This window comes from Bosea vaviloviae (genome assembly GCF_001741865.1).
In the GTDB taxonomy this organism is placed as follows: domain Bacteria; phylum Pseudomonadota; class Alphaproteobacteria; order Rhizobiales; family Beijerinckiaceae; genus Allobosea; species Allobosea vaviloviae.
In genome coordinates this window covers 825291-847021 of sequence record NZ_CP017147.1, presented here as the reverse complement: position 1 = coordinate 847021, position 21731 = coordinate 825291, and the positions used below count along the sequence as shown (strand labels likewise).

21 protein-coding genes are annotated in these 21731 nt (G+C 68.6%); 15 read left to right on the top strand and 6 right to left on the bottom strand.

The genetic code is table 11. The features are described from left to right. Positions 1–111 precede the first annotated feature (111 nt). The 3 genes from BHK69_RS03970 to BHK69_RS31855 all read right to left on the bottom strand — a co-directional run bounded on the left by BHK69_RS03970 (position 112) and on the right by BHK69_RS31855 (position 2548). Positions 112–1638, bottom strand: a complete 1527-nt coding sequence (locus tag BHK69_RS03970) for a DUF1236 domain-containing protein (protein ID WP_148663314.1) — start codon at positions 1636–1638, stop codon at positions 112–114. A gap of 121 nt (positions 1639–1759) precedes the next feature. After that, positions 1760–2185 (bottom strand): DUF1236 domain-containing protein, encoded by a 426-nt coding sequence (locus BHK69_RS03965; protein WP_069688972.1) that lies wholly within the window; start codon positions 2183–2185, stop codon positions 1760–1762. Between the two features lie 75 nt (positions 2186–2260). Next, complete coding sequence (locus BHK69_RS31855) at positions 2261–2548, bottom strand: hypothetical protein (RefSeq protein WP_148663313.1); 288 nt, start codon at positions 2546–2548, stop codon at positions 2261–2263. Positions 2549–2681: 133 nt separating this feature from the next. Here BHK69_RS31855 and BHK69_RS03960 point away from each other — a divergent pair, with 133 nt between their 5' ends. Beyond that, entirely contained in the window at positions 2682–5015 is a 2334-nt protein-coding gene (locus BHK69_RS03960) for a molybdopterin guanine dinucleotide-containing S/N-oxide reductase (protein ID WP_069688971.1), read from the top strand. 41 nt (positions 5016–5056) lie between these two features. On the opposite strand, the gene BHK69_RS03955 is transcribed toward BHK69_RS03960, so the two are convergent. After that, positions 5057–5968 carry a DMT family transporter gene (locus BHK69_RS03955; protein WP_069688970.1) on the bottom strand — a complete coding sequence of 304 codons (912 nt, stop codon included), beginning with the start codon at positions 5966–5968 and terminating at the stop codon, positions 5057–5059. 108 nt (positions 5969–6076) lie between these two features. Between BHK69_RS03955 and BHK69_RS03950 the strand changes: the two genes are divergently transcribed. The 3 genes from BHK69_RS03950 (at position 6077) to BHK69_RS03940 (ending at position 8969) form a co-directional block, all read left to right on the top strand. Continuing rightward, a complete protein-coding gene (locus tag BHK69_RS03950; protein WP_069688969.1) occupies positions 6077–6943 on the top strand; it encodes a LysR family transcriptional regulator in 867 nt (288 codons plus the stop codon). Between the two features lie 213 nt (positions 6944–7156). Continuing rightward, positions 7157–8200 (top strand): GTPase ObgE, encoded by a 1044-nt coding sequence (gene obgE, locus BHK69_RS03945; protein WP_069688968.1) that lies wholly within the window; start codon positions 7157–7159, stop codon positions 8198–8200. Positions 8201–8381: 181 nt separating this feature from the next. After that, positions 8382–8969 (top strand): invasion associated locus B family protein, encoded by a 588-nt coding sequence (locus BHK69_RS03940; protein WP_069688967.1) that lies wholly within the window; start codon positions 8382–8384, stop codon positions 8967–8969. A 202-nt stretch (positions 8970–9171) separates the two neighbouring features. Here BHK69_RS03940 and BHK69_RS03935 read toward each other — a convergent pair whose 3' ends face one another. After that, on the bottom strand, positions 9172–10992 hold the full coding sequence (locus BHK69_RS03935) for an ABC transporter ATP-binding protein (protein WP_083269109.1): 1821 nt from the start codon (positions 10990–10992) through the stop codon (positions 9172–9174). Positions 10993–11142: 150 nt separating this feature from the next. Here BHK69_RS03935 and BHK69_RS03930 point away from each other — a divergent pair, with 150 nt between their 5' ends. Both BHK69_RS03930 and BHK69_RS03925 read left to right on the top strand, forming a co-directional pair. Next, positions 11143–12279 (top strand): DSD1 family PLP-dependent enzyme, encoded by a 1137-nt coding sequence (locus BHK69_RS03930; RefSeq protein WP_069688966.1) that lies wholly within the window; start codon positions 11143–11145, stop codon positions 12277–12279. A 19-nt stretch (positions 12280–12298) separates the two neighbouring features. Continuing rightward, positions 12299–13084 (top strand): hypothetical protein, encoded by a 786-nt coding sequence (locus BHK69_RS03925; protein ID WP_069688965.1) that lies wholly within the window; start codon positions 12299–12301, stop codon positions 13082–13084. Positions 13085–13366: 282 nt separating this feature from the next. On the opposite strand, the gene BHK69_RS03920 is transcribed toward BHK69_RS03925, so the two are convergent. After that, complete coding sequence (locus tag BHK69_RS03920) at positions 13367–14257, bottom strand: substrate-binding domain-containing protein (RefSeq protein ID WP_069688964.1); 891 nt, start codon at positions 14255–14257, stop codon at positions 13367–13369. 159 nt (positions 14258–14416) lie between these two features. Between BHK69_RS03920 and BHK69_RS03915 the strand changes: the two genes are divergently transcribed. The 9 genes from BHK69_RS03915 to BHK69_RS03875 all read left to right on the top strand — a co-directional run bounded on the left by BHK69_RS03915 (position 14417) and on the right by BHK69_RS03875 (position 21727). Next, on the top strand, positions 14417–15118 hold the full coding sequence (locus BHK69_RS03915; protein ID WP_425285546.1) for an ABC transporter permease: 702 nt from the start codon (positions 14417–14419) through the stop codon (positions 15116–15118). Positions 15119–15123: 5 nt separating this feature from the next. Continuing rightward, the gene (locus BHK69_RS03910; RefSeq protein ID WP_069693356.1) at positions 15124–15846 is read left to right on the top strand and encodes an ATP-binding cassette domain-containing protein; all 723 of its coding nucleotides are present in this window, start codon (positions 15124–15126) and stop codon (positions 15844–15846) included. 69 nt (positions 15847–15915) lie between these two features. Next, the gene (locus tag BHK69_RS03905) at positions 15916–16794 is read left to right on the top strand and encodes an ABC transporter substrate-binding protein (RefSeq protein WP_069688963.1); all 879 of its coding nucleotides are present in this window, start codon (positions 15916–15918) and stop codon (positions 16792–16794) included. Between the two features lie 4 nt (positions 16795–16798). Beyond that, on the top strand, positions 16799–17608 hold the full coding sequence (locus BHK69_RS03900) for a molybdate ABC transporter substrate-binding protein (RefSeq protein WP_069688962.1): 810 nt from the start codon (positions 16799–16801) through the stop codon (positions 17606–17608). Between the two features lie 6 nt (positions 17609–17614). Beyond that, positions 17615–18379: a molybdate ABC transporter substrate-binding protein gene (locus tag BHK69_RS03895; RefSeq protein ID WP_069688961.1), complete on the top strand. Its 765-nt coding sequence runs from the start codon at positions 17615–17617 to the stop codon at positions 18377–18379. A 15-nt stretch (positions 18380–18394) separates the two neighbouring features. Further along, positions 18395–18874 (top strand): tRNA (N6-threonylcarbamoyladenosine(37)-N6)-methyltransferase TrmO, encoded by a 480-nt coding sequence (gene tsaA / locus BHK69_RS03890; protein WP_069688960.1) that lies wholly within the window; start codon positions 18395–18397, stop codon positions 18872–18874. Continuing rightward, complete coding sequence (locus BHK69_RS03885) at positions 18861–19910, top strand: iron ABC transporter substrate-binding protein (protein WP_069688959.1); 1050 nt, start codon at positions 18861–18863, stop codon at positions 19908–19910. Before tsaA ends, BHK69_RS03885 begins: the two co-directional genes overlap by 14 nt. Positions 19911–19934: 24 nt before the next feature. Next, the gene (locus BHK69_RS03880; protein WP_069688958.1) at positions 19935–20963 is read left to right on the top strand and encodes a FecCD family ABC transporter permease; all 1029 of its coding nucleotides are present in this window, start codon (positions 19935–19937) and stop codon (positions 20961–20963) included. Then, positions 20960–21727 carry an ABC transporter ATP-binding protein gene (locus BHK69_RS03875; RefSeq protein ID WP_069688957.1) on the top strand — a complete coding sequence of 256 codons (768 nt, stop codon included), beginning with the start codon at positions 20960–20962 and terminating at the stop codon, positions 21725–21727. The genes BHK69_RS03880 and BHK69_RS03875 overlap by 4 nt, the downstream gene beginning before the upstream one ends. Positions 21728–21731 lie beyond the last annotated feature (4 nt).

Below are 21731 nucleotides of genomic sequence, written 5' to 3'. Positions count from 1 at the left end.
CGAGCTGGAGGTCAGGCCCTCTGCCGGCTCCTCCTCCTGCGCCCGCGGCGCTCGAAAATTCACGGTCCCGCCGATTTGGCGGAACCGTGCCAGTTGCGAAACGGCCAGCGGTCATTCGATGACGTCGACGATCCGCCGGCTGGTGGGATCGACGATCAGGACGTCGTCGCCCAGCAGCGTGTAGTGATGCCCACGCAACTGCGGATCCGCATCCACCGCTTCAGCCGGAACAGGCCGCAGCATCGTCTCGGGCGGCAGCACGGCGCCCTTCAGACCCTCGGCGCCGGTGATGTCGCCGGGCCGGGCATCGTTCATGATGATCCGGACAAGCTGGTGCCGGTCGCCGGCGGCCGCCGGCTGAGGCCGCGTGCTGGCCGTCGTCGCCGAACCGCCCTTGTCGACCACTTGGACGACGCGCCGGCTCCTCGGCTCGACGATGGCGACCTCGTCGCGTTCGGTCATGACATAGCGATAGCCGCGCCAGTTCGGGTTGCGCTCCACGATCTCCGGCGGCAGGTCGTAATAGGGCGCGTCGGCGGGCAGCATCACGCCTTCCTGGAACACCACCGTATCCGGCCGACTCCAGCGCCTGAGATCGCGCCGCTGCTCGAACACCGAATAGGTGATCTGGCTCGGGCCACGGCCGTCGCGTTCGATCACATCGACGATCCGCCGGCTACGCGGGTCGACGATCACGATCTCGCGGTCCGAAACCGTATAGCGATAGTCACGATATTCCGGCCGGATCGATGCGATGTCCCGGGGAAGGGGTTCGAGCCGGACCTGCGAAGGCAGCTCGGCTCCAACCGAGACCGACACTCCGAGGTTCTGGACGGGCCGGATCTCGTTGCGCTGGACGCGCTCGCGCACCGTATCGGCGATACGTTGCCGCGCTCCATCGTTCTGCTGCTGCTCGGCGGGCTGGGCGGTCGCCGGGGAGGTCGTCCCGCCAGTCGCCGGAGGAGCCCCTGCCGTGCCTGGCGAGGGCATGGCCGGAGCGGCGCCGGCCGGAGCCGGAGGGGCCGCAGCCGGACGCTGGGCCGCGGTGCCGGCCTGCCCGGGCGCGGGAGCCTGTCCAGAAGCCGGCGCCTGTGCCGGTGTCTCTCTTGCCGCTGGAGCCTGTCCCTGCTGCGAAGGGGCATCGGTCCTTGGCCGCTGCGTCTCGGCGGCGTTAGGCTCATTGTGCGGCCGCGGTGGCTGCGCCGTCTGCGGCGAGGTCGGACGTGTGCCCGGCCGCTGCTCATCCGGTGAGCGCCGCGCGCCGGGATCGTCCGGCCGCTCGCGCTGGGCCTGCTCGCGCTGGGGCCGCTCCACCGGCTGCAGCCCCTGCCGCTCGCCACGGGGATCCTGGCCTTGCACGCGCTGCTGTTGCTGTTGCATCGGCTCCCGCGAGCCCTCGCGCGCCCTGTCACCAGACGGGGCGCTCTGGGCCCCGCGCGGCTGCGCTCTCGGACCGTCCGACCTCGGCTCCTGCTCGCCCCGTTGCGGCGCGCCGGAGCGCCCCGGGCCGGCATCCGATGGGCCCCGTTCTACCCGGCTGCGCGGCATGTCGTCCGAGGGAACGACGACCGTCTGCGCCGTCGCCAGTCCCGATTGGGCGGCGAGCGCGAGTGCTGCAACTCCTATGAACCGTTTCATGGCTCTCTCCCGATTGACTGTGAATCGGCCAAGGCGACATCGCCCGGATAGACGTTCGGGGCGGATGGCCCTTGCCCGTATCAAAAGGGGGGCCTGTCGCTGCGACAGGCCCCCTGCCGGATCATTCGATGATCTGCACCACCCTGCGGGTTCTCGGCTCGACCAGAACGGTCCTGTCGTTCACGACCGTGTAGCGGTACTGGGTCTTGCCGTAGCGAGCCGGCACCTCGCGATAGGTCACGGTTTGCGGAAGCGTCGTGCCGACGGCGACCTCCCCGCGGTACCGCACCGACGGAACCCGCTGTTCGGTCACATAGGTCCGAAACTCGGTGCGCTGGTCTGCCGTGATACCGCCGGCAATGGCGCCGGCGGCCGCTCCCCCGACCGCGCCGGCAGCTGCGCCGACCGGTCCGCCGATGACGGCTCCGCCAACGGCACCGGCTGCGGCTCCGCCCGCCGCTCCGCCCGCGGATCCGGAATTCGATTGTGCGATGGCAACGGCCGGCATCACGGCCAGGCTCGCTACCAGAACAAGCTTCTTGATCATGGTTTATCTCCCTTCAGAGACATAACCCCCGTCGCCAGAACAACCCGCCAGCATCTTCGTTCCATGAACGTTTGTTCAGGGACTTCTCCGCGGCAGGAAAGCTTGACGCTCGTGCTGCGCAACGATGCCCGCATGGGTTGTCCGCTTGGTCAATTGCAATAAATACTTGATATCACCGCGCTTTTTGGCGCGAATCCGGCAGATCAAAGCTGGTAGGTTCATACAGGCCGAGCATCGGCTTTTGCGCTGTTCGGCGCGGCGGGCGCGAGACAGCGGCGTTGTAAAAACCGTCGCAAACCAAACTGAACAGCGCCGGTCCCGAGGCTCGCAGCCTGGTCCGGACAGCATGTTGAGCGACTGCATGAACTCGTCCCGCGCCCTCTAGTCGTGCGCCAGACCACCGCCGGACGCATTCCCCCCTTTCGCCACGGCTCTCGTTCTCCCAGCCAAGATGTCCTAGGCTTCCGCTTCCTGTCCGGCAGCTGGAAGCACTGAGATGACGACGTTGACCGCCCCGCTCTCCGAGGCTCCGCTGGATGAGGGCTTCCGGCCGCACACCTCGCATTGGGGCGTGTTCTCGGCGCGGATGAAGGATGGCGAGCTGGAAGTCAGGCCCCATGCCGGCGATCCCGATCCCAACGAGATCATCCAGAACTTTCCGGGAGCGCTGCGTCACCGCGCTCGCATCGCGCAGCCCATGGTGCGCCGGGGCTGGCTGGAGAACGGGCCGGGACCTGATGAGCGCCGCGGCCGCGACGAGTATCTGCCGATGTCGTGGAGCGCCGTGCTCGACAAGCTCGCGGGCGAACTCAGGCGGGTGCGCGACGATTTCGGCCCGGGCGCGATCTTCGGCGGGTCCTATGGCTGGTCCAGCGCCGGGCGCTTCCACCATGCGCAAAGCCAGGTCCATCGTTTCCTCAACACCTCGACCGGCGGCTATGTGAAGTCGGTCAACAGCTACTCCTCGGGCGCCTCCTCCGTCCTCGTGCCGCATATCATCGGCGACTACGAGGATCTGGTGAAGCGCAACGTCTCCTGGGAGCAGATCGCCGAGCACAGCGAGATCGTGCTCGCGTTTGGCGGCATGGCGCTGAAGAACAGCATGGTCACCGGCGGCGGCAGCAGCAAGCATGTCGAGCGCGGCGCGATGCAACGCGCCCATCAGCGCGGCTGCGACTTCGTGCTGGTCGGCCCCCTGCGCGGCGATCTGCCCGAGGAGGCCGGCGCCGAATGGCTCTCCAGCATCCCCGGCACCGATACGGCGCTGATGATGGCGCTGGTCCATAGCCTCGTCGTCGCGGGCCTGCACGATCGCGATTTCCTGGAACGCTATACCGTCGGCTGGCCGGTCTTCGAGCGCTATCTGCTGGGGGAGACCGACGGGCAGCCAAAGGATGCCGCCTGGGCCGCCGCCATCACCGGCGTGCCGGCGCAGGCGATCACGGCGCTGGCCAGGCGGCTGCACGGCAAGCGCGCGCTGATCGTCGTGGCGCATGCGCTGCAGCGGGCCGAGCATGGCGAGCAGCCGGTCTGGATGGGCATGGTGCTGGCGGCCGCGCTCGGCCAGATCGGCCTGCCGGGCGGCGGCTATGGCTATGCGCTGGGTGCGATCGGCTATTACGGCCGGCGCTACAACGCCGTGCCGATGCCGACGCTGCCGCAGGGGCGCAACGCCGTCACCGACTTCATTCCGGTGGCGCGCATCTCGGACATGCTGCTGAACCCCGGCACGAGCTACCGCTATAACGGCCAGACCCGGACCTATCCCGAGATCAAGCTGGTCTACTGGGCCGGCGGCAATCCGTTCCATCATCACCAGGACCTGAACCGGCTGAAGCAGGCTTTCGCCAGGCTCGACACGCTCGTCGTCCACGAGCTGGCCTGGACGGCGACGGCCCGTCACGCCGACATCGTCCTGCCCTGCACGATGACGCTGGAGCGCGAGGACATCGGCGGCAATGCCAACGACCCGCTGCTCGTGCCGATGCGGCCCGCGATCGCGCCTTATGGCGAGGCGCGCGACGACTACGCGATCTTCGCCGATCTCGCCGAACGGCTGGGCACGGCCCAGGCCTTCACCGAGGGCCGTACGGTCCGGCAATGGCTCGAGCATCTCTATGAGCCGACGCGGGCCGCACTGGCCGAGGCCGGCCTGCCGGCGCCGAGCTTTGCCGAGTTCCAGGCGAGCGAGGGCTACGACATGCCCCAGCAGGACGATGATGGCGGGCGCCTGCGGGCCTTTCGCACCGACCCGACCGCGCATCCGCTGCCGACGCCGAGCGGCAAGCTGGAGATCTTCTCGCAGAGGATCGCGAGCTTCGGCGAGGCGGACTGCCCTGGCCATCCGGCCTGGCTGGGGGCCACCAATGTGCCCGATGCGGCCTCGCCCTTCGTCCTCGTCGCCAATCAGCCGCGCACGCGGCTGCACAGCCAGTTCGACTTCGGCGGCCACAGCAGCGGGGCCAAGCATCGCGGCCGCGAGGTCGCGCGCATGCATCCCGAGGATGCTGAAGCGCGCGGCATCACGGAGGGCGACATCATCCGCATCTCGAACGAGCGCGGCGCCTGCCTGGCGGCGGTGAATGTCACTGACAGCATCCGCCAGGGCGTGGTCCAGCTGCCGACCGGCGCCTGGTACGATCCCGTCGATCCCGAGGAGGATAAGCCGCTCTGCGTCCACGGCAATCCCAACGTCCTGACCCGGGATGTCGGCACCTCGGCGCTGGCGCAGGGCTGCACGGGACAATTGACCACCGTCCAGGTCGAGCGCTTCGACGGCAACCTGCCGCCGATCCAGGCTTATGATCCGCCGGTTCGGCGGCCTTCGTGAGACGGGCCTCGTGAGCGGTTGATCGGCGCAGCTGGCGCGGCTCAGCCGCGCCGCACCAGCAGCACCGCCGCCAGAATCGCGACGCCGCCAAAGGCCTGCGCCGGCGAGGGCTGCTCGCCGAAGATCGCCCAGGCGGCGAGCACGCTGACCAGCGCCGGCCAGACCATGACGAGGGAGGCGGCGCTGGCGCCGTAGCTGCCGAGCGAGAGCGTGATCAGGCCCTGGCCGAGCGCATGCGAGACCAGGCCGAGCGCGATCACCGCGAGCCAGCCCTGCAGGCTTGCCGGGATGATGGTTTCGCCGAGCGCGAGCGCCGCCGCGAGGCAGAAGACGGCGCAGAGCGCGCTGGAGATCAAGCCGATCCGGCCGGCATCGGCCCGCTCGCGGGCGCGGCGCACGGCGAGGATGTAGGCGGCATAGGAGAAGGCTGCGCCGGTCGCCAGCATGTCGCCGAAGATCCCGCTGGGCGAGGCGGCAGCGGGGGCGCCGATGAATTTCGGCAGCACCAGCATCAGCGCGCCGCCAAGCGCGAGCGCCAGCGCGCCGAGGATGCGCTGCGTCGGCTTCTCCCCGAGCAGGAGCCAGCCGCCGAGCACGACCGCGACGGGCGAGAGATTGCCGAGCAGCGAGGCGTTGGCGATCGTGGTGTGGCCAAGCGCTGCGTTGTAGAGCACCACGTCGATCGCGAAGGTGAGACCGGCGATTGCAATCGGGATGAGCGCGCCGGGACGAACCGCGCCCGAGACCGCCTTGCGCTGCTCCAGCGCCGTCCAGAGCGCGAGCACGGGAAGTGCGAACAGCATGCGCCAGAAGCCGCCGGCGGCCGGGCCGACATCGGCCAGACGCATGAACACGCCGGAAAAGCCGATGCAGGTCGCGCCGGTGAGCAGTGCGACGAACATTGCCAGCGCTGGGGCGGCGGGGCGGGGCATGACGAGGGCCGGCGTGGACATCTGGCGACTTCCTGAGCAATCGCCCGCGATATAGTCAACTTCCATCAATCGGAAAAACGGATTATTCTGATTCAACCATTCCTAAAATCGATCGATGGAGTTTGCCTCATGACGGCGCATTTCGATCTCGCCGCGCTCGACATGCTGGTCGCGGTCGCCGAGACCGGCGGTTTCACCGCTGCAAGCGCCAGGCTCGGCCGCACGCAATCGGCGATCTCGGTGCGGATCCAGGATCTCGAGAGCCAGATCGGCCATCGCCTGCTCGAGCGCTCGCGCCGGGGCGTTACGCCGACCGATGCGGGCGAACGATTGATCGCGCATGCGCGCCGGCTTCTGGCGATCGAGCGCGAGGCGCTGGCCGATCTCGGCGGCGCGTCGGCCTCGGGGCGGCTGCGCATCGGCATTCCCGACGATTACATGGACGCCTATCTGCGCCCGCTGATCGCGCGGTTCGCGGCCGAGCACCCCAAGGTCGAGCTCGAATTGCGCTGCGATCTCTCGAAGCGGATCGAGCCGGCGCTGGCGGCCGGCGAATTCGACCTCGCCGTGGTGACGCAGGATCCCAACCGGCCGATCGGCGAGGTTTTGCGGCGCGAGGCGATGATCTGGGTCGCGGGGCGCGGCCATCGCCCGGAACTGCAGGAGGTGCTGCCGCTGGCGCTGTTCTCGGAGGGCTGCCGGGCGCGCCCGCGTATCCTCCAGGCACTGGGCGCGGCGGGCAAGGCGCACCGGCTGGTGTTCTCCTGCTCGCACACTTCGGGCATGCTTTCGGCCGTCGAGGCTGGGTTTTGCGTCACGGCCCTGACCGAGAGCGCGATTCCGCCGAGCCTGCGGCGCCTGGGCCCGGCAGACGACCTGCCTGCATTGTTCGATCTCTCGGTCGGCCTGATCATAGGGCCGCAGCCGGGGCTCGCGGCAAGGCGCTTTGCCGACGCGCTGCGCGACGAAATGGCCGCGCCGCGGCTGGCGGCGTAGGCGTGGCGGGATTGCCCCGCAGGGCGCATCAGCCTAAAGCCAAGGCCACACACGCTTTCCACCGTCATCCTGGGGCGTAGCGAAGCGAAGACCCGGGATCCATCATAGGGCTCCGGAGCTTTACGATGGATCCCTGATCTGCGCGGCTTCGCCGCTTGTCCAGGATGACGCGGCGCCTTTCTTTTCCCAGTTTGCAGAACGATTTCGAATCCCATGAAATTCCTCGACCAAGCAAAAATCTATGTGAAGGCGGGCGATGGCGGCGCGGGCTGCGTCTCCTTCCGGCGCGAAAAATTCATCGAGTTCGGCGGGCCCAATGGCGGCGATGGCGGGCGCGGCGGCGATGTCGTGATCGAATGCGTGCAAGGCCTCAACACGCTGATCGACTTCCGCTTCCAGCAGCACTTCAAGGCCAAGATCGGCGGGCACGGCATGGGCGCCGACCGGCATGGCGCCAATGGCGAAGTGAAGGTGCTGAAGGTGCCGCCGGGGACGCAGATCTTCGACGAGGACGGCGAGACGCTGATCGCCGACCTGACGCAGGCCGGGCAGCGCTTCGTCCTGTGCAAGGGCGGCAATGGCGGCTTCGGCAATGCCTATTTCAAGACGGCGACCAACCAGGCCCCGCGCCATGCCAATCCGGGCCTGATCGGCGAGGAGCGCTGGGTCTGGCTGCGGCTGAAGCTGATCGCCGATGCCGGGCTGATCGGCCTGCCGAACGCCGGCAAATCGACCTTCCTTGCCACGGTGACTGCGGCCAAGCCCAAGATCGCCGATTATCCCTTCACCACCCTGCATCCGGGCCTGGGCGTCGTGCGGGTCGATGCGCGGGAGATGGTGCTGGCCGATATTCCCGGCCTGATCGAGGGGGCGCATGAGGGCCATGGCCTGGGCGACCGCTTCCTCGGCCATGTCGAGCGTTGCCGCGTGTTGCTGCACCTTGTCGAGGGCACCAGCGAACACGCCGGCAAGGCCTACAAGACCGTGCGGCAGGAGCTCAGTCTCTATGGTGAAGGCCTGGACGAGAAGCCCGAGATCGTGGCGCTCTCCAAGGTCGATGCGCTCAGCCCCGAACTGCTCAAGGAGCAGGTGGCGCGGTTGAAGCGGGCCTGCAAGCGCATGCCGATCATCCTGTCCTCGGCCTCGGGCGAGGGCGTCGAGGCGGCGCTGCGGGCGCTGTTTGCGATCGTCGACGAGGCGCGCAAGGACGAGGCGCGCGAGAACGCTCCTGCCGAGGAGACCGGCTGGCGGCCGTAATGGCTCTCATCAAAGGGTAAGAGCAGGATTGACGCGAAAAACCGGTTCCCACTTTTTCGCATCCTGCTCTGGCCGGTGACAGAATTGCGAACCGCCGTTCCCAAGATGGCGGCGGCTCTTGCCTAAGGGCACGGCGTCGCGTCAATAGTGTTTCCAACGAAATCTCTGGAAACGCCGCGACATGAAGCACCTCACTTCCCCGACCGTGTTGCTGGCTCTGATCTGCGCCGGCTCGGCCTTCGCCCAGGCGCAACGCAGCCCGGCTGCAGCCCAAGGGCAACAGCGCCCGGCGGCAGCGGCTCCCGCCCCCGGCGGCGTTTCGCAGCCCGACAACACCACCGCGACCTATGGCGACTGGACGCATCGCTGCCAGCAGGGCGTCGGCACCCGCATCTGCGAGGTCGTGCAGACCTTGCAGGTCCAGGGGCAGCAGGGGCCGGTGGCGCTCGTCGCGGTCGGCCGGCCGGTCAAGACCGAGCCCTACAAGCTCGTCGTGCAGGTCGCGCCGAATGTGACGCTGGGTCCCAATGCCGGCGTACGCGTCGCGCTGGGCGAGAAGGACGAGGGCACCCTGGCGGCGTTCTCGCGCTGCATTCCGGGCGGCTGCTTCGCCGAGGTATCGATGAGCGAGGACCTGCTGAAGCGCTGGCGCGGCTATTCGGACGGCGGGCAACTGCGCTTCCAGGACGCGGCGAACCGGCCTGTGACGCTGCCCTTCTCCTTCCGCGGCTTCCAGGCGGCGGCCGAGGCGCTGGCAAGAGAGCCTTGAAGGGCGTCATTCTCGGGCTTGCCCCGAGAATCTCATGACCAGAGCGCTCCGATTTTCGAGATGGCCGGGTCAAGCCCGACCATGACGCGCTTCGGAGCCCGGCGCTGCGCGGAGTTTATCCTTGGGCCGATCGAAGATCGGACCGGAGGGCTTCGGCCAGGATGACGGCGCGGTTCAACGATAACCTGGCTTGTCGAGCGCCTCAGCTCTCGACGAATTGTAGCCGGTGCAGCCGGGCATAGCTGCCGTCGCGCGCCAGCAGGGCGTCGTGGCTGCCTGTCTCGACGATCTTGCCCTCGTCCAGCACGACGATGAGGTCAGCCTCGCGCACGGTCGAGAGGCGGTGGGCGATCACCAGCGTGGTGCGGTTCTGCATCAGGCGAGCCAGCGCCTGCTGGACGAGCCGCTCGGATTCGGTGTCGAGCGCGCTGGTCGCCTCGTCGAGCAGCAGGATCGGCGCGTCCTTCAGGATGGCGCGGGCGATGGCGATGCGCTGGCGCTCGCCACCCGAAAGCTTCGAGCCGCGCTCGCCGACCTGGCTGTCATAGCCCTCCGGCATCGCCATGATGAAGTCATGAGCGGCCGCGCCCTTAGCGGCGGCGACGACCTCGTCCTCAGTCGCGTCGGGCCGGCCGAAGCTGATATTGGCGCGCACCGTATCGTCGAACAGCACGACATCCTGGCTGACCACGCCGATCTGGCTGCGCAGGCTGGCGAGCGAGAGGTCGCGCAGATCCTGCCCATCGATCTCGACGCGGCCCTCGCTGGGGTCGTAGAGCCGCGGCACCAAAGCAAGCAAGGTCGATTTGCCGGAGCCGGAGCGGCCGACCAGCGCCGTCATCTTGCCGCCCTGGACGGTGAGATCGACGCCCTCCAGCGCGCGGGCATCGTCGCGATAGCGGAAACGCAGGCCCTTGAAGGCGATCTCGCCGACCCCGACCGCAAGCGGCCTGGCGTCGGGGCGCTGCGTGATCACCGGCTTTTCGTCGATCAGGGCGTAATAGCGCTTCAGCGAGGCGCCGGCCTCCTGGACGATGGCGTTGAGGTTGCCGAGCGAGCGCATCGGCTGCGCCGCCAGCAGCAGCGCCGAGACATAGCCGGTGAAATCGCCGACCGTCGAGCCGCCGGAGGTGATGCGCACGCCGATCGCGGCGAGCACGCCCGCGACCGCAATGCCGCCCGCGACCTCGAGCAGCGGATCGAGCCGGCCGCGCGCATTGGCCGACTTCATCTTGACGGCGCGGATCGATTCGAAGGCAGCCGCCGCGCGCGCCTTGAGATAGGGCTCGAGCGAATCGGTCTTGGCGGCGCGCGCACCCTGCAGGCTCTCGGTGACGAGGCTCGCCATCACGCCGGTCTGTTCCTGCTGCGACACCGCCATGCGGCGCAGCTTCTTGCCGATGCGGCCGATCGGCCGCGCCACGATCGGCGCGATCAGCAGCACGACCAAGGTCATCTGCCAGTCGATCCAGAGCAGGGCGCCGACGAGCGCGATCGCGGTCAGCACGTCGCGCACGGCGATGTTGACCAGCCGCGTCAGCGCCTCCTTGACGAAGGTGAAGTCGGTGGTGAAGCGCTGCGTGAGGGAGGCGGGGTTCTCTTTTTGCAGCTGGGCGAGGTCGGCGTCGATCAGATGCGCGTAGAGCTGCGTCTGCATGTCGGCCTCGATGCGGCTGACGACGCTGTTGGTCATCACGGTCTGCGTCAGCAGGGAGAAACCCTTGATCGCGGTGACGATGACGACGACGATCGCGACGGCGTTGACGACGCCGATCTCGATGTCGATCGATTTCGAGACGAGCCGCTCCATCCGGCGCACGAAGCCGGTTGCCTCGGCGCTGAGCGGGTCGGCGAAAGCGTCGAACGCCGCCTTGATCAGCAGTGGATAGAAGCTCGTCGTCGCGGCGATCACGACCACGAGGCCCATGATCATCGCCATTTGCGGCAGGTAGGTCTTGCCCTGCTCGCGCCAGACGCGAGCGAAAAGCGCGAAAGTGTCGTCGGTAACGCGGCCGATCTTCATGGCGCGGGGCCTACCATGGCGAATGGCGAGTGGCGAGTGGCGAATCCGCGAAGATTTCACTCGCCATTCGCCATTCGCCACTCGGGTCTTGCTCCAGACACGAAGCTGGCGTCCGATAGCCACAACCGATTCAGGAGATTGCGACAGCCCATGCCCTTGCATCCGCCGGCCCAAGCCGGCCAGAGATTCAGCGAGATCGACACGCCTGCCCTGGTGCTCGACCTCGATGCCTTCGAACGCAACCTCGTCGCCATGGCGGCCTATACGCAGGCCCATGGCATCCGCTTGAGGCCGCACGCCAAGACGCATAAGAGCCCCGAGATCGCCCTGCGCCAGATCGCCCATGGCGCCGTCGGGCAATGCTGCCAGAAGGTCTCGGAGGCCGAGATCCTGGTCGCGGGCGGCGTGCAGGACGTGCTGGTTTCCAACGAGGTCGCGGGTGCCGCCAAGCTCGACCGGCTGGCGCAGCTCGCCCGCAGCGCCAAGATCAGCCTCTGTGTCGACCATCTCGACGGCGTGCGCGAGGCGGCGGAAGCCGCCGCGCGCCATGATGTCGTGTTCGATGTCCTGGTCGAGATCGATGTCGGCGGGCGGCGTTGCGGCGTTGCGCCCGGCGAGGCGGCGGTCAGGATCGCCGAGGCGGTCTCGCGCAGCAATACTTTGCGCTTCGGCGGCCTGCAGGCCTATCACGGCACGGCCCAGCATATGCGCTCGATCGACGAGCGGCGCGAGGCGATCGAGCGCGCCGGCCTCTCGGCCCGCAACACGGTCGAACGCCTGGCCCAGGCCGGCCTGAGCTGCGGCGTCGTCAGCGGGGCCGGCACCGGCACCTATGAGATCGAGACCGCCTCGGGCATCTGGAACGAGATCCAGGCCGGCTCCTACATCTTCATGGACGCCGATTACGCCCGCAACCGGCAGGCGGACGGCACGCCGTTCCGCGCCTTCGAGCATGCGCTCTTCATCCTGACCGGGGTGATGAGCAAGCCGGTGCCCGACCGCGCCGTCGTCGATGCCGGGCACAAGGCGGCGGCGATCGATTCCGGCATGCCGATGCCGTTCCGGCGCGAGGGCGCCGTCTACACGAAACCCTCCGACGAGCATGGCGTGCTGACCGGCGACCCGATCGCGCTGCCGCATCGTGGCGAGCATGTCCTGCTCGTGCCGGGTCATTGCGACCCGACGGTGAACCTGCACGACTGGTATGTCTGCGTGCGCGGGATGCACGGGCCGGACGCCCATGTCGAGGCGCTCTGGCCGGTGGCGGCGCGCGGCGCGCTGACCTGAACCCATCGCGGAGCATGTGATGCTCGCCGAACTCGCGCTCAGGCTGATCACACCGGCCGGGCGGATGACGCGGCGGCTGGGGCTGGTGTCGGAGAGCACGGCGCTGTGGGCGCGCGGCTTTCGCCACCGCAAGGCCTGGGCCGCGCATCACGGGCGCTGCCGCGCCGTGGTGGCGGATGTGGTCGCGGCGCTGCCATCCCGGCGCTGCGTCGTCGTGCTCGGCTCGGGGCTGGTGCGGGATGTGCCGCTCGACCTGCTTTGCGAAGGCTTCCAGCGCGTGCTGCTGGTCGACGCCGTGCATCTGCCGTCGGTCAGGCTGCGCATGGCCTTTCGCCGCAAGGTCACGCTCCTGACGCGCGATCTCAGCGGTGTGATGGGCTGGCTCGCCGGGCAGAGCGAGGGACGGATCGACCCGCTCGCCGATCTGCTTGCGGATGTGGGCATCGATCTCGTGATCTCGGCCAATCTTCTCTCGCAGCTCGCCTGGCCGGTGGAGGACTGGCTGGAGGAGAATCCGGAGCGGACTGCCGCCTTTCCGGTCGATTTGCCGGCGCGCTGCATCGCCTGGCATCTCGACGATCTCGCGCGCTTTCAGGGGCGCGTCGTCCTGCTCAGCGATGTCGAGATGGTCGAGCGGGACAGGGCCGGGACGGTAATCGAGCGGCTCGATCTGATGCGCGGCGTCGCACTCCCCAAGCCGGATGAGAGCTGGGACTGGCCGGTCTCGCCATTCGGGGAGATCGGGCGCGACCGGGAGGCGGTGCACCGGGTCGGCGCCTGGCGGAATTTTGGTGGTCCTGCGTGAAAACGGGCCAGCTCCCTTCTCCCACCCATCTCGGGCTTGCCCAAGATGGGCAACCCAAAGTGTCAAAGTGGGCAACAGCCGACTTTGATGCGGGAGAAGGTGCCCCGGAGGGGCGGATGAGGGGGCGCCGTGCCTTTTCCGGTTGGCGTCGTGTTGCGCTGAGGCGGAAAGCTCACAGCGCCCCCTCATCCGTCTCGGCTTCGCCGATCCACCTTCCCCCGCGAGGGGGGAAGGGAAGTGGCGCATGCACCGAAAGTCCCGCTGGCTGCCGCACGCCCTTGCTCAGCGATTCAGCCTGACCTCGCCGCTCTGCGCCAGATCATAGCCGCCGAGTTCGCGCGCCCTTGCCGCCATGTCGGGCCTGCGCATCCAGGCGAGCAGGGTTTGCGTCGCCGGTTCGAAATAGGTCCGGCGGCGCATCACCAGATCGACATGCTCCCAGACCAGCGGCAGGAAATCGAGGCCGAAGGCGGCAGCGATGGCGCGCGAGGCGATGCCGCAATCGGCGCGGCCGGTGCGGATCGCCAGGGCCAGATCCTGGCCCGTGGCGCAGATGCCCTCGGCCATGACCATGCGGCCGTCAGTGATGCCGTCGCGCGCCATCAGGCTCGTCAGCAGCAATTGCGCGCCGGCGCCCTGCTGGCGACGGGCGAAGCGGGCACGCCTTTCGACAGCCGAGGCGATGCCGGCAAGGGCGAGCGGATTGCCGGGCGCCATCAGCAAGCCCTGCTCGCGCCGGGCGAAACCGATCACCACCGCGTCGAACAGGCCGGGCTCCGCCCGGATCGCGGCCGGGTTGGCCGCGTCATTATCGGGCGTCGCATGGAGATGGATCGCGGCGATGGCGACCTCGCCGCGCGTCAGCCGGTCGAGCCCGGCCTGCGAGCCTTCCGCCAACAGCGCCAGACCGCAGCCGGAATCACGCACGGCGACCTCTAGCAGCGAATCCTGGCTGCCGCCGATGATCGGCGGCGGGTTTGTGGGCTGCATGCCCTCGGGCCGCGCCAGCCCGGCCTCGAGCCAGCGGTCGAGCGCTGCACGCGGGAACAGCCATTTGCCGCTGACTTTGGTGCAGGGCACGGCACTATGCGCGACGAGCTCGTAGAGCTTGCGCTCCTTGAGCCGCAGATAGGCGGCGGCCTCCTCGGTGGTCAGATAAATCCGGTCCTGCATCTGGTTGCGCCAGGCTGTTCTTGTTCCAAGATTGGCAATTGGTCGCATTGAACTCTAGAAATCACAAGTGTCTGCAGGCTTTGGCTGTTCGCAGGCTTGAGCTTTCGGGCAGGTCTGGGCTTTCGGACAGGTCTGGCTTTCGGGGGAGCGCGACGGACGGTGGACTTCGCGGCGATCTTCAAGGCGGCCTTCGCGCTGGTGGTCGGGCTCGATCCCGGTTTCCTGGCGATTGTGGGCCTGTCGCTCAGGGTGACGCTGACCGCCGTGCTGATCGCGGGGCTGATCGGCCTGCCGCTCGGAGCGGCCCTGGCGCTGGCGCGCTTTCCCGGCCGCTCGGTCGTCATCGTCTGCCTCAACGCACTGATGGGCCTGCCGCCGGTCGTGGCCGGGCTTTTCGTCTTCCTGATGCTCTCGCGCTCGGGCCCGCTCGGCCCGCTCGGGCTGCTGTTCACGCCGACCGCGATGATCGCGGCGCAGGTGATCCTGGTCCTGCCGATCGTGATCGCGCTGACACGCCAGACGGTCGAGGATCTCTGGAGCGAGTATCGCGACCATCTGCGCTCGGTCGGGCTCGAGGGGATGCGCGCGATCCCGACCCTGCTCTTCGATGGGCGCTTTGCGTTGGCTACCGCGCTGCTCGCCGGCTTCGGCCGGGCGAGTGCCGAGGTCGGCGCGGTGCTGATCGTTGGCGGCAACATCGCCGGCTACACCCGCACCATGACGACGACGATCACGTTGGAGACCTCCAAGGGCGACTTAGCCCTGGCGCTCGGGCTCGGGCTCGTGCTGATCGCGCTGACGCTGGCGATCAACGCGGTCGCCTTCGGGGCGAGCCGCATCGGCGCCCGCTATGCCGGATGAACATGATGCGTGACGTGACCTCGATCCTGCCGCTCAGCCTCGAGACCGTCTCCTTCCTCGGGGAGGGGCGCAAATTGGTCGATGCAGTCAGCCTCGTCGTGCCTGCGGGCGGAGTCACCGTGCTGCTCGGGCCCAATGGCGCCGGCAAATCGCTGATGCTCAGGCTCTGCCACGGCCTGCTGACGCCGAGCGAGGGCCGCGTGCACTGGGCAGCCGGCGCGACCGGGCGCGCGAAACGCCACGCCATGGTGTTCCAGAAGCCGATCATGCTGCGCCGCTCGGTCGAGGCCAATATCGATCATGCGCTGGCGTCGGCGGGCGTCGCGCGCCTGGAGCGGCGCGAACGCGCCTGGGCCGCGCTGCAGCGCTTCGGCCTGCTCGAGCGCGCGACGCAGCCGGCGCGGCTGCTCTCGGGCGGCGAGCAGCAGCGCCTGGCCATCGCTCGCGCCTGGAGCTTGAGGCCCGAACTGCTCTTCCTGGACGAGCCTACCTCGCAGCTCGACCCTGCCGCGACGCGGCAGATCGAGGAGTTGCTGACCGGTCTCGTGGCGGAGGGCATCACGGTCTTGATGTCGACGCATGATCTCGGCCAGGCGAAGCGACTGGCCGATCGCGTGCTGTTCCTGCACCGGGGCCGGCTGATCGAGGATTCCCTCGCCGAGTACTTCTTCGTGGAGCCGCAGACGATCGCGGCCCGCGCTTTCCTCGCCGGGGATTTGATCTGGTGAGACGCTCGGAGAAACCGATTGCTCCCAAAACCAGAAACTCCAGGAGACGACCATGATGAGGAGACGACCATGATCAGGACCAGACGCCTCTTGCTCGCTGCCGGTTTCTCGGCCGCCTTTGCCGGCCTCGCGCTCGCCCAGACGACCACAGTCGCGCCGCCGGCGGCATCGGCCCCTGCAGCAGCGGGCGCGCGCTTCATCATCGTCTCCTCGACGACCTCGACGCAGGATTCCGGGTTGTTCGGGCATATCCTGCCCTTGTTCCAGGCCAGGACCGGCATTGAGGTGCGGGTGGTGTCGCAAGGCACCGGCCAGGCGCTGGACACCGGGCGGCGCGGCGATGCCGATGTCGTCTTCGTCCACGCCAAGGCGCAGGAGGAGAAGTTCCTGGCTGAGGGCTTCGCGCTCGAGCGCAAGCCGGTGATGTATAACGACTTCGTCCTGATCGGCCCCAAAAGCGACCCGGCCGGCGTCGCCGGCACGAAGGACATCGTCGCAGCGCTGAAGGCGATCCAGGAGAAAAGCGTGCCCTTCGTCTCGCGCGGCGACAAATCCGGCACCCACTCCGCCGAACTGGCGCTCTGGAAGGTCGCGGGCATCGATCTCGATCAGAAGAAGGGCTCCTGGTATCGCGACGTCGGTCAGGGCATGGGGGCTGCGCTCAACACGGCCGGCGGGATGGGCGCCTATGTGCTCGCGGATCGCGGCACCTGGATCTCGTTCAAGAACCGCGGCGATCTCACCATTGCGGTCGAGGGCGACCGGCGCCTGTTCAACCAATACGGCGTCATGGCGGTGAACCCGGCCAAGCACCCGCATGTGAAGGTCAATGACGGCCAGGCCTTCGTGAACTGGCTGATCAGCCCGGAAGGCCAGAAGGCGATCGCCGAGTACAAGATCGACGGGCAGCAATTATTCTTCCCGAATGCGACGCAGGCGGGCGCCTGAATCGATGCGGCGCCTGATCCTTGCCGCCGTGTTCGGGCTCTCCTGCTCCGTCGCGCAGGCCGAGCAACTCGTGCTGCTCCACGCTGCCGGCAGCCTGCGCAATGCGCTGACCGAGGTCGCCCAGGCTTTTGAGGCGACAGCCAAGCTGCCGGTCAAGACCCGCTTCGGACCCTCCGGCCTGTTGCGCGAAAACCTGTCCAAGGGCGAGGCGGCCGAGGTCTTCGCTTCCGCCAATATGAGCCACCCGCTCGCCCTGACTCAGGAGGGCAAGGCCGGGCCCGTCGTGCTCTTCGCCCGCAACGAGATCTGTGCCTTTGCCCGCGCCGGGCTGGAGGTGACGACGCAGACGCTGCTGGCGCGCATGCTCGACCCTGCGGTCAAGCTCGGCACCTCGACGCCGAAGGCCGATCCGTCCGGTGATTATGCCTGGCAGATCTTCGCCAAGGCCGAGGCGCTGCAGCCCGGCGCCAAGGCGGCCCTGGAGACCAAGGCGCTCCAGCTCGTCGGCGGCGCCAACAGCGCGCCGACCCCAGCCGACAGGAACGGCACGGGCCATTTGCTGGCGACGGGGGCGGCCGATCTCTTCCTGGGCTATTGCACCAATGCCTTGCCGATCGCGCGCGAACAGCCGGGCCAGCGCATGGTCAGGCTGCCGCCGGCGCTTGCCGTGGGCGCCGATTACGGGATGACCGTGATGACCGGCGCCTCGACCAATGCCTACCGGCTGGCGCTGTTCATCCTGTCGCCCGAGGGGCAGCGCATCCTTGCCAAGCACGGCTTCACCGCTCCGATCGCGCCGCACGAGGGGGGCTGACCGGCCATGGCTGCGGCCCTTCCGCCGATCCGGCTCCTGGCAGCGGGCAGCCTGCGCGCGGCGTTGGGCGAGGTCGCGGCGGCGTATGAAGCCAAGACCGGACAGGCGATCGAACTCGTCTGCGGCGCGTCGGGCCTGCTGAAGGAGCGGATCGCCCAGGGCGAGGCGGCCGATCTCTTCGCCTCGGCCGATCTCGGCAATCCCGAAGCTCTGGCGAAAGCGGGGCTGGCGGGGCCGGTCGTCTTGTTCGCGCGCAACGAGCTTTGCGCGTTCGCGCGGCCGGAGGTTCAGGTTTCTCCTGAGACTCTGCTTGAACGCATGCTCGATCCCGCGATCAAGCTCGGCACTTCGACACCGAAGGCCGATCCGTCCGGCGACTACGCCTTCCAGGTTTTTGCTCGGGCCGAGGTGCTGCAGGCCGGAGCGAAGGCGGCGCTGGAGGCCAAGGCGCTGCAACTGACCGGCGGGCCGGCGAGCCTCGCGGCGCCCTTCGGCGTCAATGTCTACGGTCACAAGCTCGCGACCGGCGCAGCCGATCTGTTCCTGGCCTATCGCACCAATACCGCGGCGATCGCGCGGGAACAGCCCGGCCTCCAGCCGGTGCGCTTGCCGGCCGCGTTGTCGGTGGGAGCCGATTACGGCCTGACCGTGATGGCCGAGGCCTCGCCAAATGCCGGGCGGCTCGCCATGTTCATCCTCTCGCGCGCCGGGCAGGAGATCCTGGCGAAGCATGGCTTCGCCGCGCCGACCCTGCCGCGCGACACGAACTGAACGGAGCAAGCGCGGATGGACTGGCAGGCGACGCGACCGGGCGAGACATCCGCGCCCCTGCCCGAGAGGCAGGATGCGCATTTTGTCTTCATCGGCCGGATCCGCACGCCTTTCGCGACGCGCGACCAATGTCCGCGCCAGGGCGACAGCGAGAACGGTCCGGAATGCCGCGTCGAGATCGACGCGCCCTGGCATGCGGCCTTGATGGGGATCGCAGCCTTCGCTTATCTCGACCTGCTCTACTGGATGCATGAGGCGCGGCGTGATCTCGTGACCCAGACGCCGCGCGGGGCCGAGCCACTCGGCACCTTCGCCCTGCGCTCGCCGGTGCGGCCCAATCCGATCGCGCTGTCGCGGGTGCGGCTGCTGCGCGTCGAGGAGGGCGCGTTGATCGTGCGCGGGCTCGACTGTCTCGACGGCACGCCCCTGCTCGATGTGAAGCCGAATCGCTGCGCCCAGTCGCCAGCGCAGGAGCACCGCCATGCCGCATCCTGACCGCCGCCTGGTTCTGGCCGGGCTTGCCACGCTCGCGGTTCCGCGTGGGGCCTGGGCGGCGACCATTCGCGATGGAGCCGGCCGCGACATCGCGGTACCGGCCAAGGTCGAGCGCGTCTTCCCCGCCGGGCCGCCGGCCGCGATCCAGCTCTACACGCTGGCGCCGGACCTGCTGCTGGGCTGGCCGCGCGCCAATGGGCCGGAGGAGTTGCCCTTCCTGCTGCCGAATATCGGCAACAAGCCGCAGATCGGCCGCATCACCGGGCGCGGCAACAGCGCCAATCTGGAGGCGGTGCTGACGCTGAAGCCCGACCTCATCGTCGATGCCGGCTCGACCGGGCGCAGCTATGTCGAACTCGCCGAGCGCGTGCAGAGCCAGACCGGCATTCCCTATGCGCTGCTCGACGGGCGCTTCGAGGCGATCCCTGCGAGCTATCGCATCCTCGGCCAGCTCACCGGGCGCGTGGAGCGGGCCGAGACGCTGGCGCGCTGGTGCGAGACCGCCATGACGGTGATCAAGGGCCGCATCGCGACGCTTCCCCCCGAACGGCGCCCCTCGGTCTATTACGCGCGCGGGCCGCGCGGGCTTGAGACCGGCCTGGGCGGTTCGATCAATGTGGAGACGCTGAGCTTTCTGGGCGCGCGCAATGTCGCGGCCGAGCAGCCGGGTAACGGCTTGGCGCAAGGTTCGGGCCTGGCGCAGGTCTCGCTCGAACAGGTCATGGCTTGGGATCCGGAGGTGATCGTCACCGTCGATACCGGCTTTGCCGTGAGCGTGCACACGGATCCGGGCTGGGCGAGCATCCGGGCGGTGAAGGCGGGGCGGGTGCATCTCTCGCCGAAATTGCCCTTCGGCTGGGTCGATTTCCCGCCCTCGGTCAACCGCATGGTCGGCCTGTGGTGGCTGGCGAAGCTGCTCTACCCGGCCCAGTTCCCCGAGAACATCCGCGCCATCGCGCGCGACTTCCACACGCTGTTCTATCAGGTCACGCCGAACGAGGCGCAACTCGACCTGATCCTGTCGGGACACAGGTGATGGGCGTGCTTCCTCGCCGACTGGATGGGCGCTGATCCCGTGCCGCCATCGTCCCTTCGCGGAAACGCCTTTGCGCTTGGCCTGCTCGGCGTCGCGGTGCTGCTCGCTTTCGGGCTCGGGCGCTTTCCCGTCGGGCCCGCCGATCTGGCGCGGCTTGTCTGGGCGGGGCTGATTGGTCAGCCCTCGGGCCTGTCGCCGCAGATCGAGGCCGTGATCTGGAATATTCGCGGGCCGCGCGTGGTCGCCGCCGTGCTTTGCGGAGCGGCGCTGGCGGTCGCGGGCACGGCCTTCCAGGGGCTGTTCCGCAACCCGCTGGTCTCGCCCGATATTCTGGGCGCGTCCTCGGGCGCGGCGCTGGGGGCGGTCGTCGGAATCTATTTCTCGCTCGGGCTGTTCGCGATCCAGCTCGCGGCCTTCATTGGCGGGCTGGTGGCGGTCGGCGCGGTCTATGCGATCGGCTCGACGATCCGGCGCGGCGATCCGGTGCTGGTTCTGGTGCTGACCGGGGTCGTCGTCGGCTCGCTCCTGGGGGCGGGCATCGGGCTGGTGAAATACTGGGCCGATCCTTACAACCAACTGCCCGCCATGACCTTCTGGCTGCTCGGCAGCCTCGCCGGCACGGCCAAGCCGGACCTCATCCCGCTGCTCGGCCCGGTGCTGCTGGGCACGGCCGTGCTCGTCGCCTTGCGCTGGCGGATGAATGTGATGTCGCTGCCGGAGGAGGAGGCGCGCGCGCTCGGGCTCAATACCGGCCCCTTGCGCATCGCGATCGTGGCGGCGGCGACGCTGGTGACGGCGGCGAGCGTGGCGGCAGCCGGCATCATCGGCTGGGTCGGACTCGTCGTGCCGCATCTGGCGCGCTTCCTGGTCGGCCCCGATTTCGGCAAGCTCCTGCCGACGGCGGCACTCCTCGGCGGCGGCTATCTCCTGATCATCGACACGTTGGCGCGCACCGCTGCCCCGGTCGAGACGCCGCTCGGCATCCTCACCGCCGTCATCGGCACGCCCTTCTTCATCTGGCTGCTGGCCTCGGCGCGCGGAGGCTGGTCGTGAGCCTGAGCGCGGCCGACCTCGCCTATGGCTATCGCGAGCGCCGGATCGGCCGCGATATCGGACTCGATCTGGAGGCCGGCGAGGTCCTGGCGCTGCTCGGCCCCAATGGCGGCGGCAAGACGACGCTGCTCAAGACCCTGCTCGGCCTGCTGCCACCGCAAGGCGGAACGCTGATGCTCGACGGCCTGCCGCTGGCTGCGCTTTCGGTCAACCAGCGGGCGCGGGCGCTGGGTTATGTGCCCCAGGCCCATGCCGGCACCTTCGCCTTCACGGTGTTTTCGGTGGTGCTGATGGGGCGCACCGCGCATGGCGGGGTGTTCGCCGCGCCGTCCGGACATGACCGCGAGGTCGCGCAGGCCATGCTGGAGCGGCTCGGCATCGCGAAGCTGGCGCAGCGCCCCTATACGCAGATCTCGGGCGGCGAACGCCAGCTCGTGCTGATCGCCCGCGCGCTGGCGCAGGAGCCGGCCTATGTCATCCTGGACGAGCCGACGGCGAGCCTCGATTTCGGCAATCAGGGCAAGGTGATGAGCCAGATCAGGCAGCTCGCGAGGGAGGGACTCGGCGTGCTCTTCACCACCCATGATCCCAACCAGGCGCTTGCCCATGCCGACCGGGTCATGCTGCTGCGCGAGGGGCAGGCGATCGCGACGGGCAAAGCCGCCGCGATGCTGACGCCGGAGCGGCTGGCAGAACTCTACGGCGTCGCGATCGAGACCGTGCGGGGCGCGGACGGGCGGGTCGCGTTCCTGCCGGGCGGGTGAAGGT

Bases quoted from the DNA above. Each gene is read 5' to 3' on its own strand.
- BHK69_RS03970 (WP_148663314.1), bottom strand. From the start codon at position 1,638: ATGAAACGGTTCATAGGAGTTGCAGCACTCGCGCTCGCCGCCCAATCG.
- BHK69_RS03965 (WP_069688972.1), bottom strand. From the start codon at position 2,185: ATGATCAAGAAGCTTGTTCTGGTAGCGAGCCTGGCCGTGATGCCGGCC.
- BHK69_RS31855 (WP_148663313.1), bottom strand. From the start codon at position 2,548: ATGCAGTCGCTCAACATGCTGTCCGGACCAGGCTGCGAGCCTCGGGAC.
- BHK69_RS03960 (WP_069688971.1), top strand. From the start codon at position 2,682: ATGACGACGTTGACCGCCCCGCTCTCCGAGGCTCCGCTGGATGAGGGC.
- BHK69_RS03955 (WP_069688970.1), bottom strand. From the start codon at position 5,968: ATGTCCACGCCGGCCCTCGTCATGCCCCGCCCCGCCGCCCCAGCGCTG.
- BHK69_RS03950 (WP_069688969.1), top strand. From the start codon at position 6,077: ATGACGGCGCATTTCGATCTCGCCGCGCTCGACATGCTGGTCGCGGTC.
- obgE (WP_069688968.1), top strand. From the start codon at position 7,157: ATGAAATTCCTCGACCAAGCAAAAATCTATGTGAAGGCGGGCGATGGC.
- BHK69_RS03940 (WP_069688967.1), top strand. From the start codon at position 8,382: ATGAAGCACCTCACTTCCCCGACCGTGTTGCTGGCTCTGATCTGCGCC.
- BHK69_RS03935 (WP_083269109.1), bottom strand. From the start codon at position 10,992: ATGAAGATCGGCCGCGTTACCGACGACACTTTCGCGCTTTTCGCTCGC.
- BHK69_RS03930 (WP_069688966.1), top strand. From the start codon at position 11,143: ATGCCCTTGCATCCGCCGGCCCAAGCCGGCCAGAGATTCAGCGAGATC.
- BHK69_RS03925 (WP_069688965.1), top strand. From the start codon at position 12,299: ATGCTCGCCGAACTCGCGCTCAGGCTGATCACACCGGCCGGGCGGATG.
- BHK69_RS03920 (WP_069688964.1), bottom strand. From the start codon at position 14,257: ATGCAGGACCGGATTTATCTGACCACCGAGGAGGCCGCCGCCTATCTG.
- BHK69_RS03910 (WP_069693356.1), top strand. From the start codon at position 15,124: ATGCGTGACGTGACCTCGATCCTGCCGCTCAGCCTCGAGACCGTCTCC.
- BHK69_RS03905 (WP_069688963.1), top strand. From the start codon at position 15,916: ATGATCAGGACCAGACGCCTCTTGCTCGCTGCCGGTTTCTCGGCCGCC.
- BHK69_RS03900 (WP_069688962.1), top strand. From the start codon at position 16,799: ATGCGGCGCCTGATCCTTGCCGCCGTGTTCGGGCTCTCCTGCTCCGTC.
- BHK69_RS03895 (WP_069688961.1), top strand. From the start codon at position 17,615: ATGGCTGCGGCCCTTCCGCCGATCCGGCTCCTGGCAGCGGGCAGCCTG.
- tsaA (WP_069688960.1), top strand. From the start codon at position 18,395: ATGGACTGGCAGGCGACGCGACCGGGCGAGACATCCGCGCCCCTGCCC.
- BHK69_RS03885 (WP_069688959.1), top strand. From the start codon at position 18,861: ATGCCGCATCCTGACCGCCGCCTGGTTCTGGCCGGGCTTGCCACGCTC.
- BHK69_RS03880 (WP_069688958.1), top strand. From the start codon at position 19,935: ATGGGCGCTGATCCCGTGCCGCCATCGTCCCTTCGCGGAAACGCCTTT.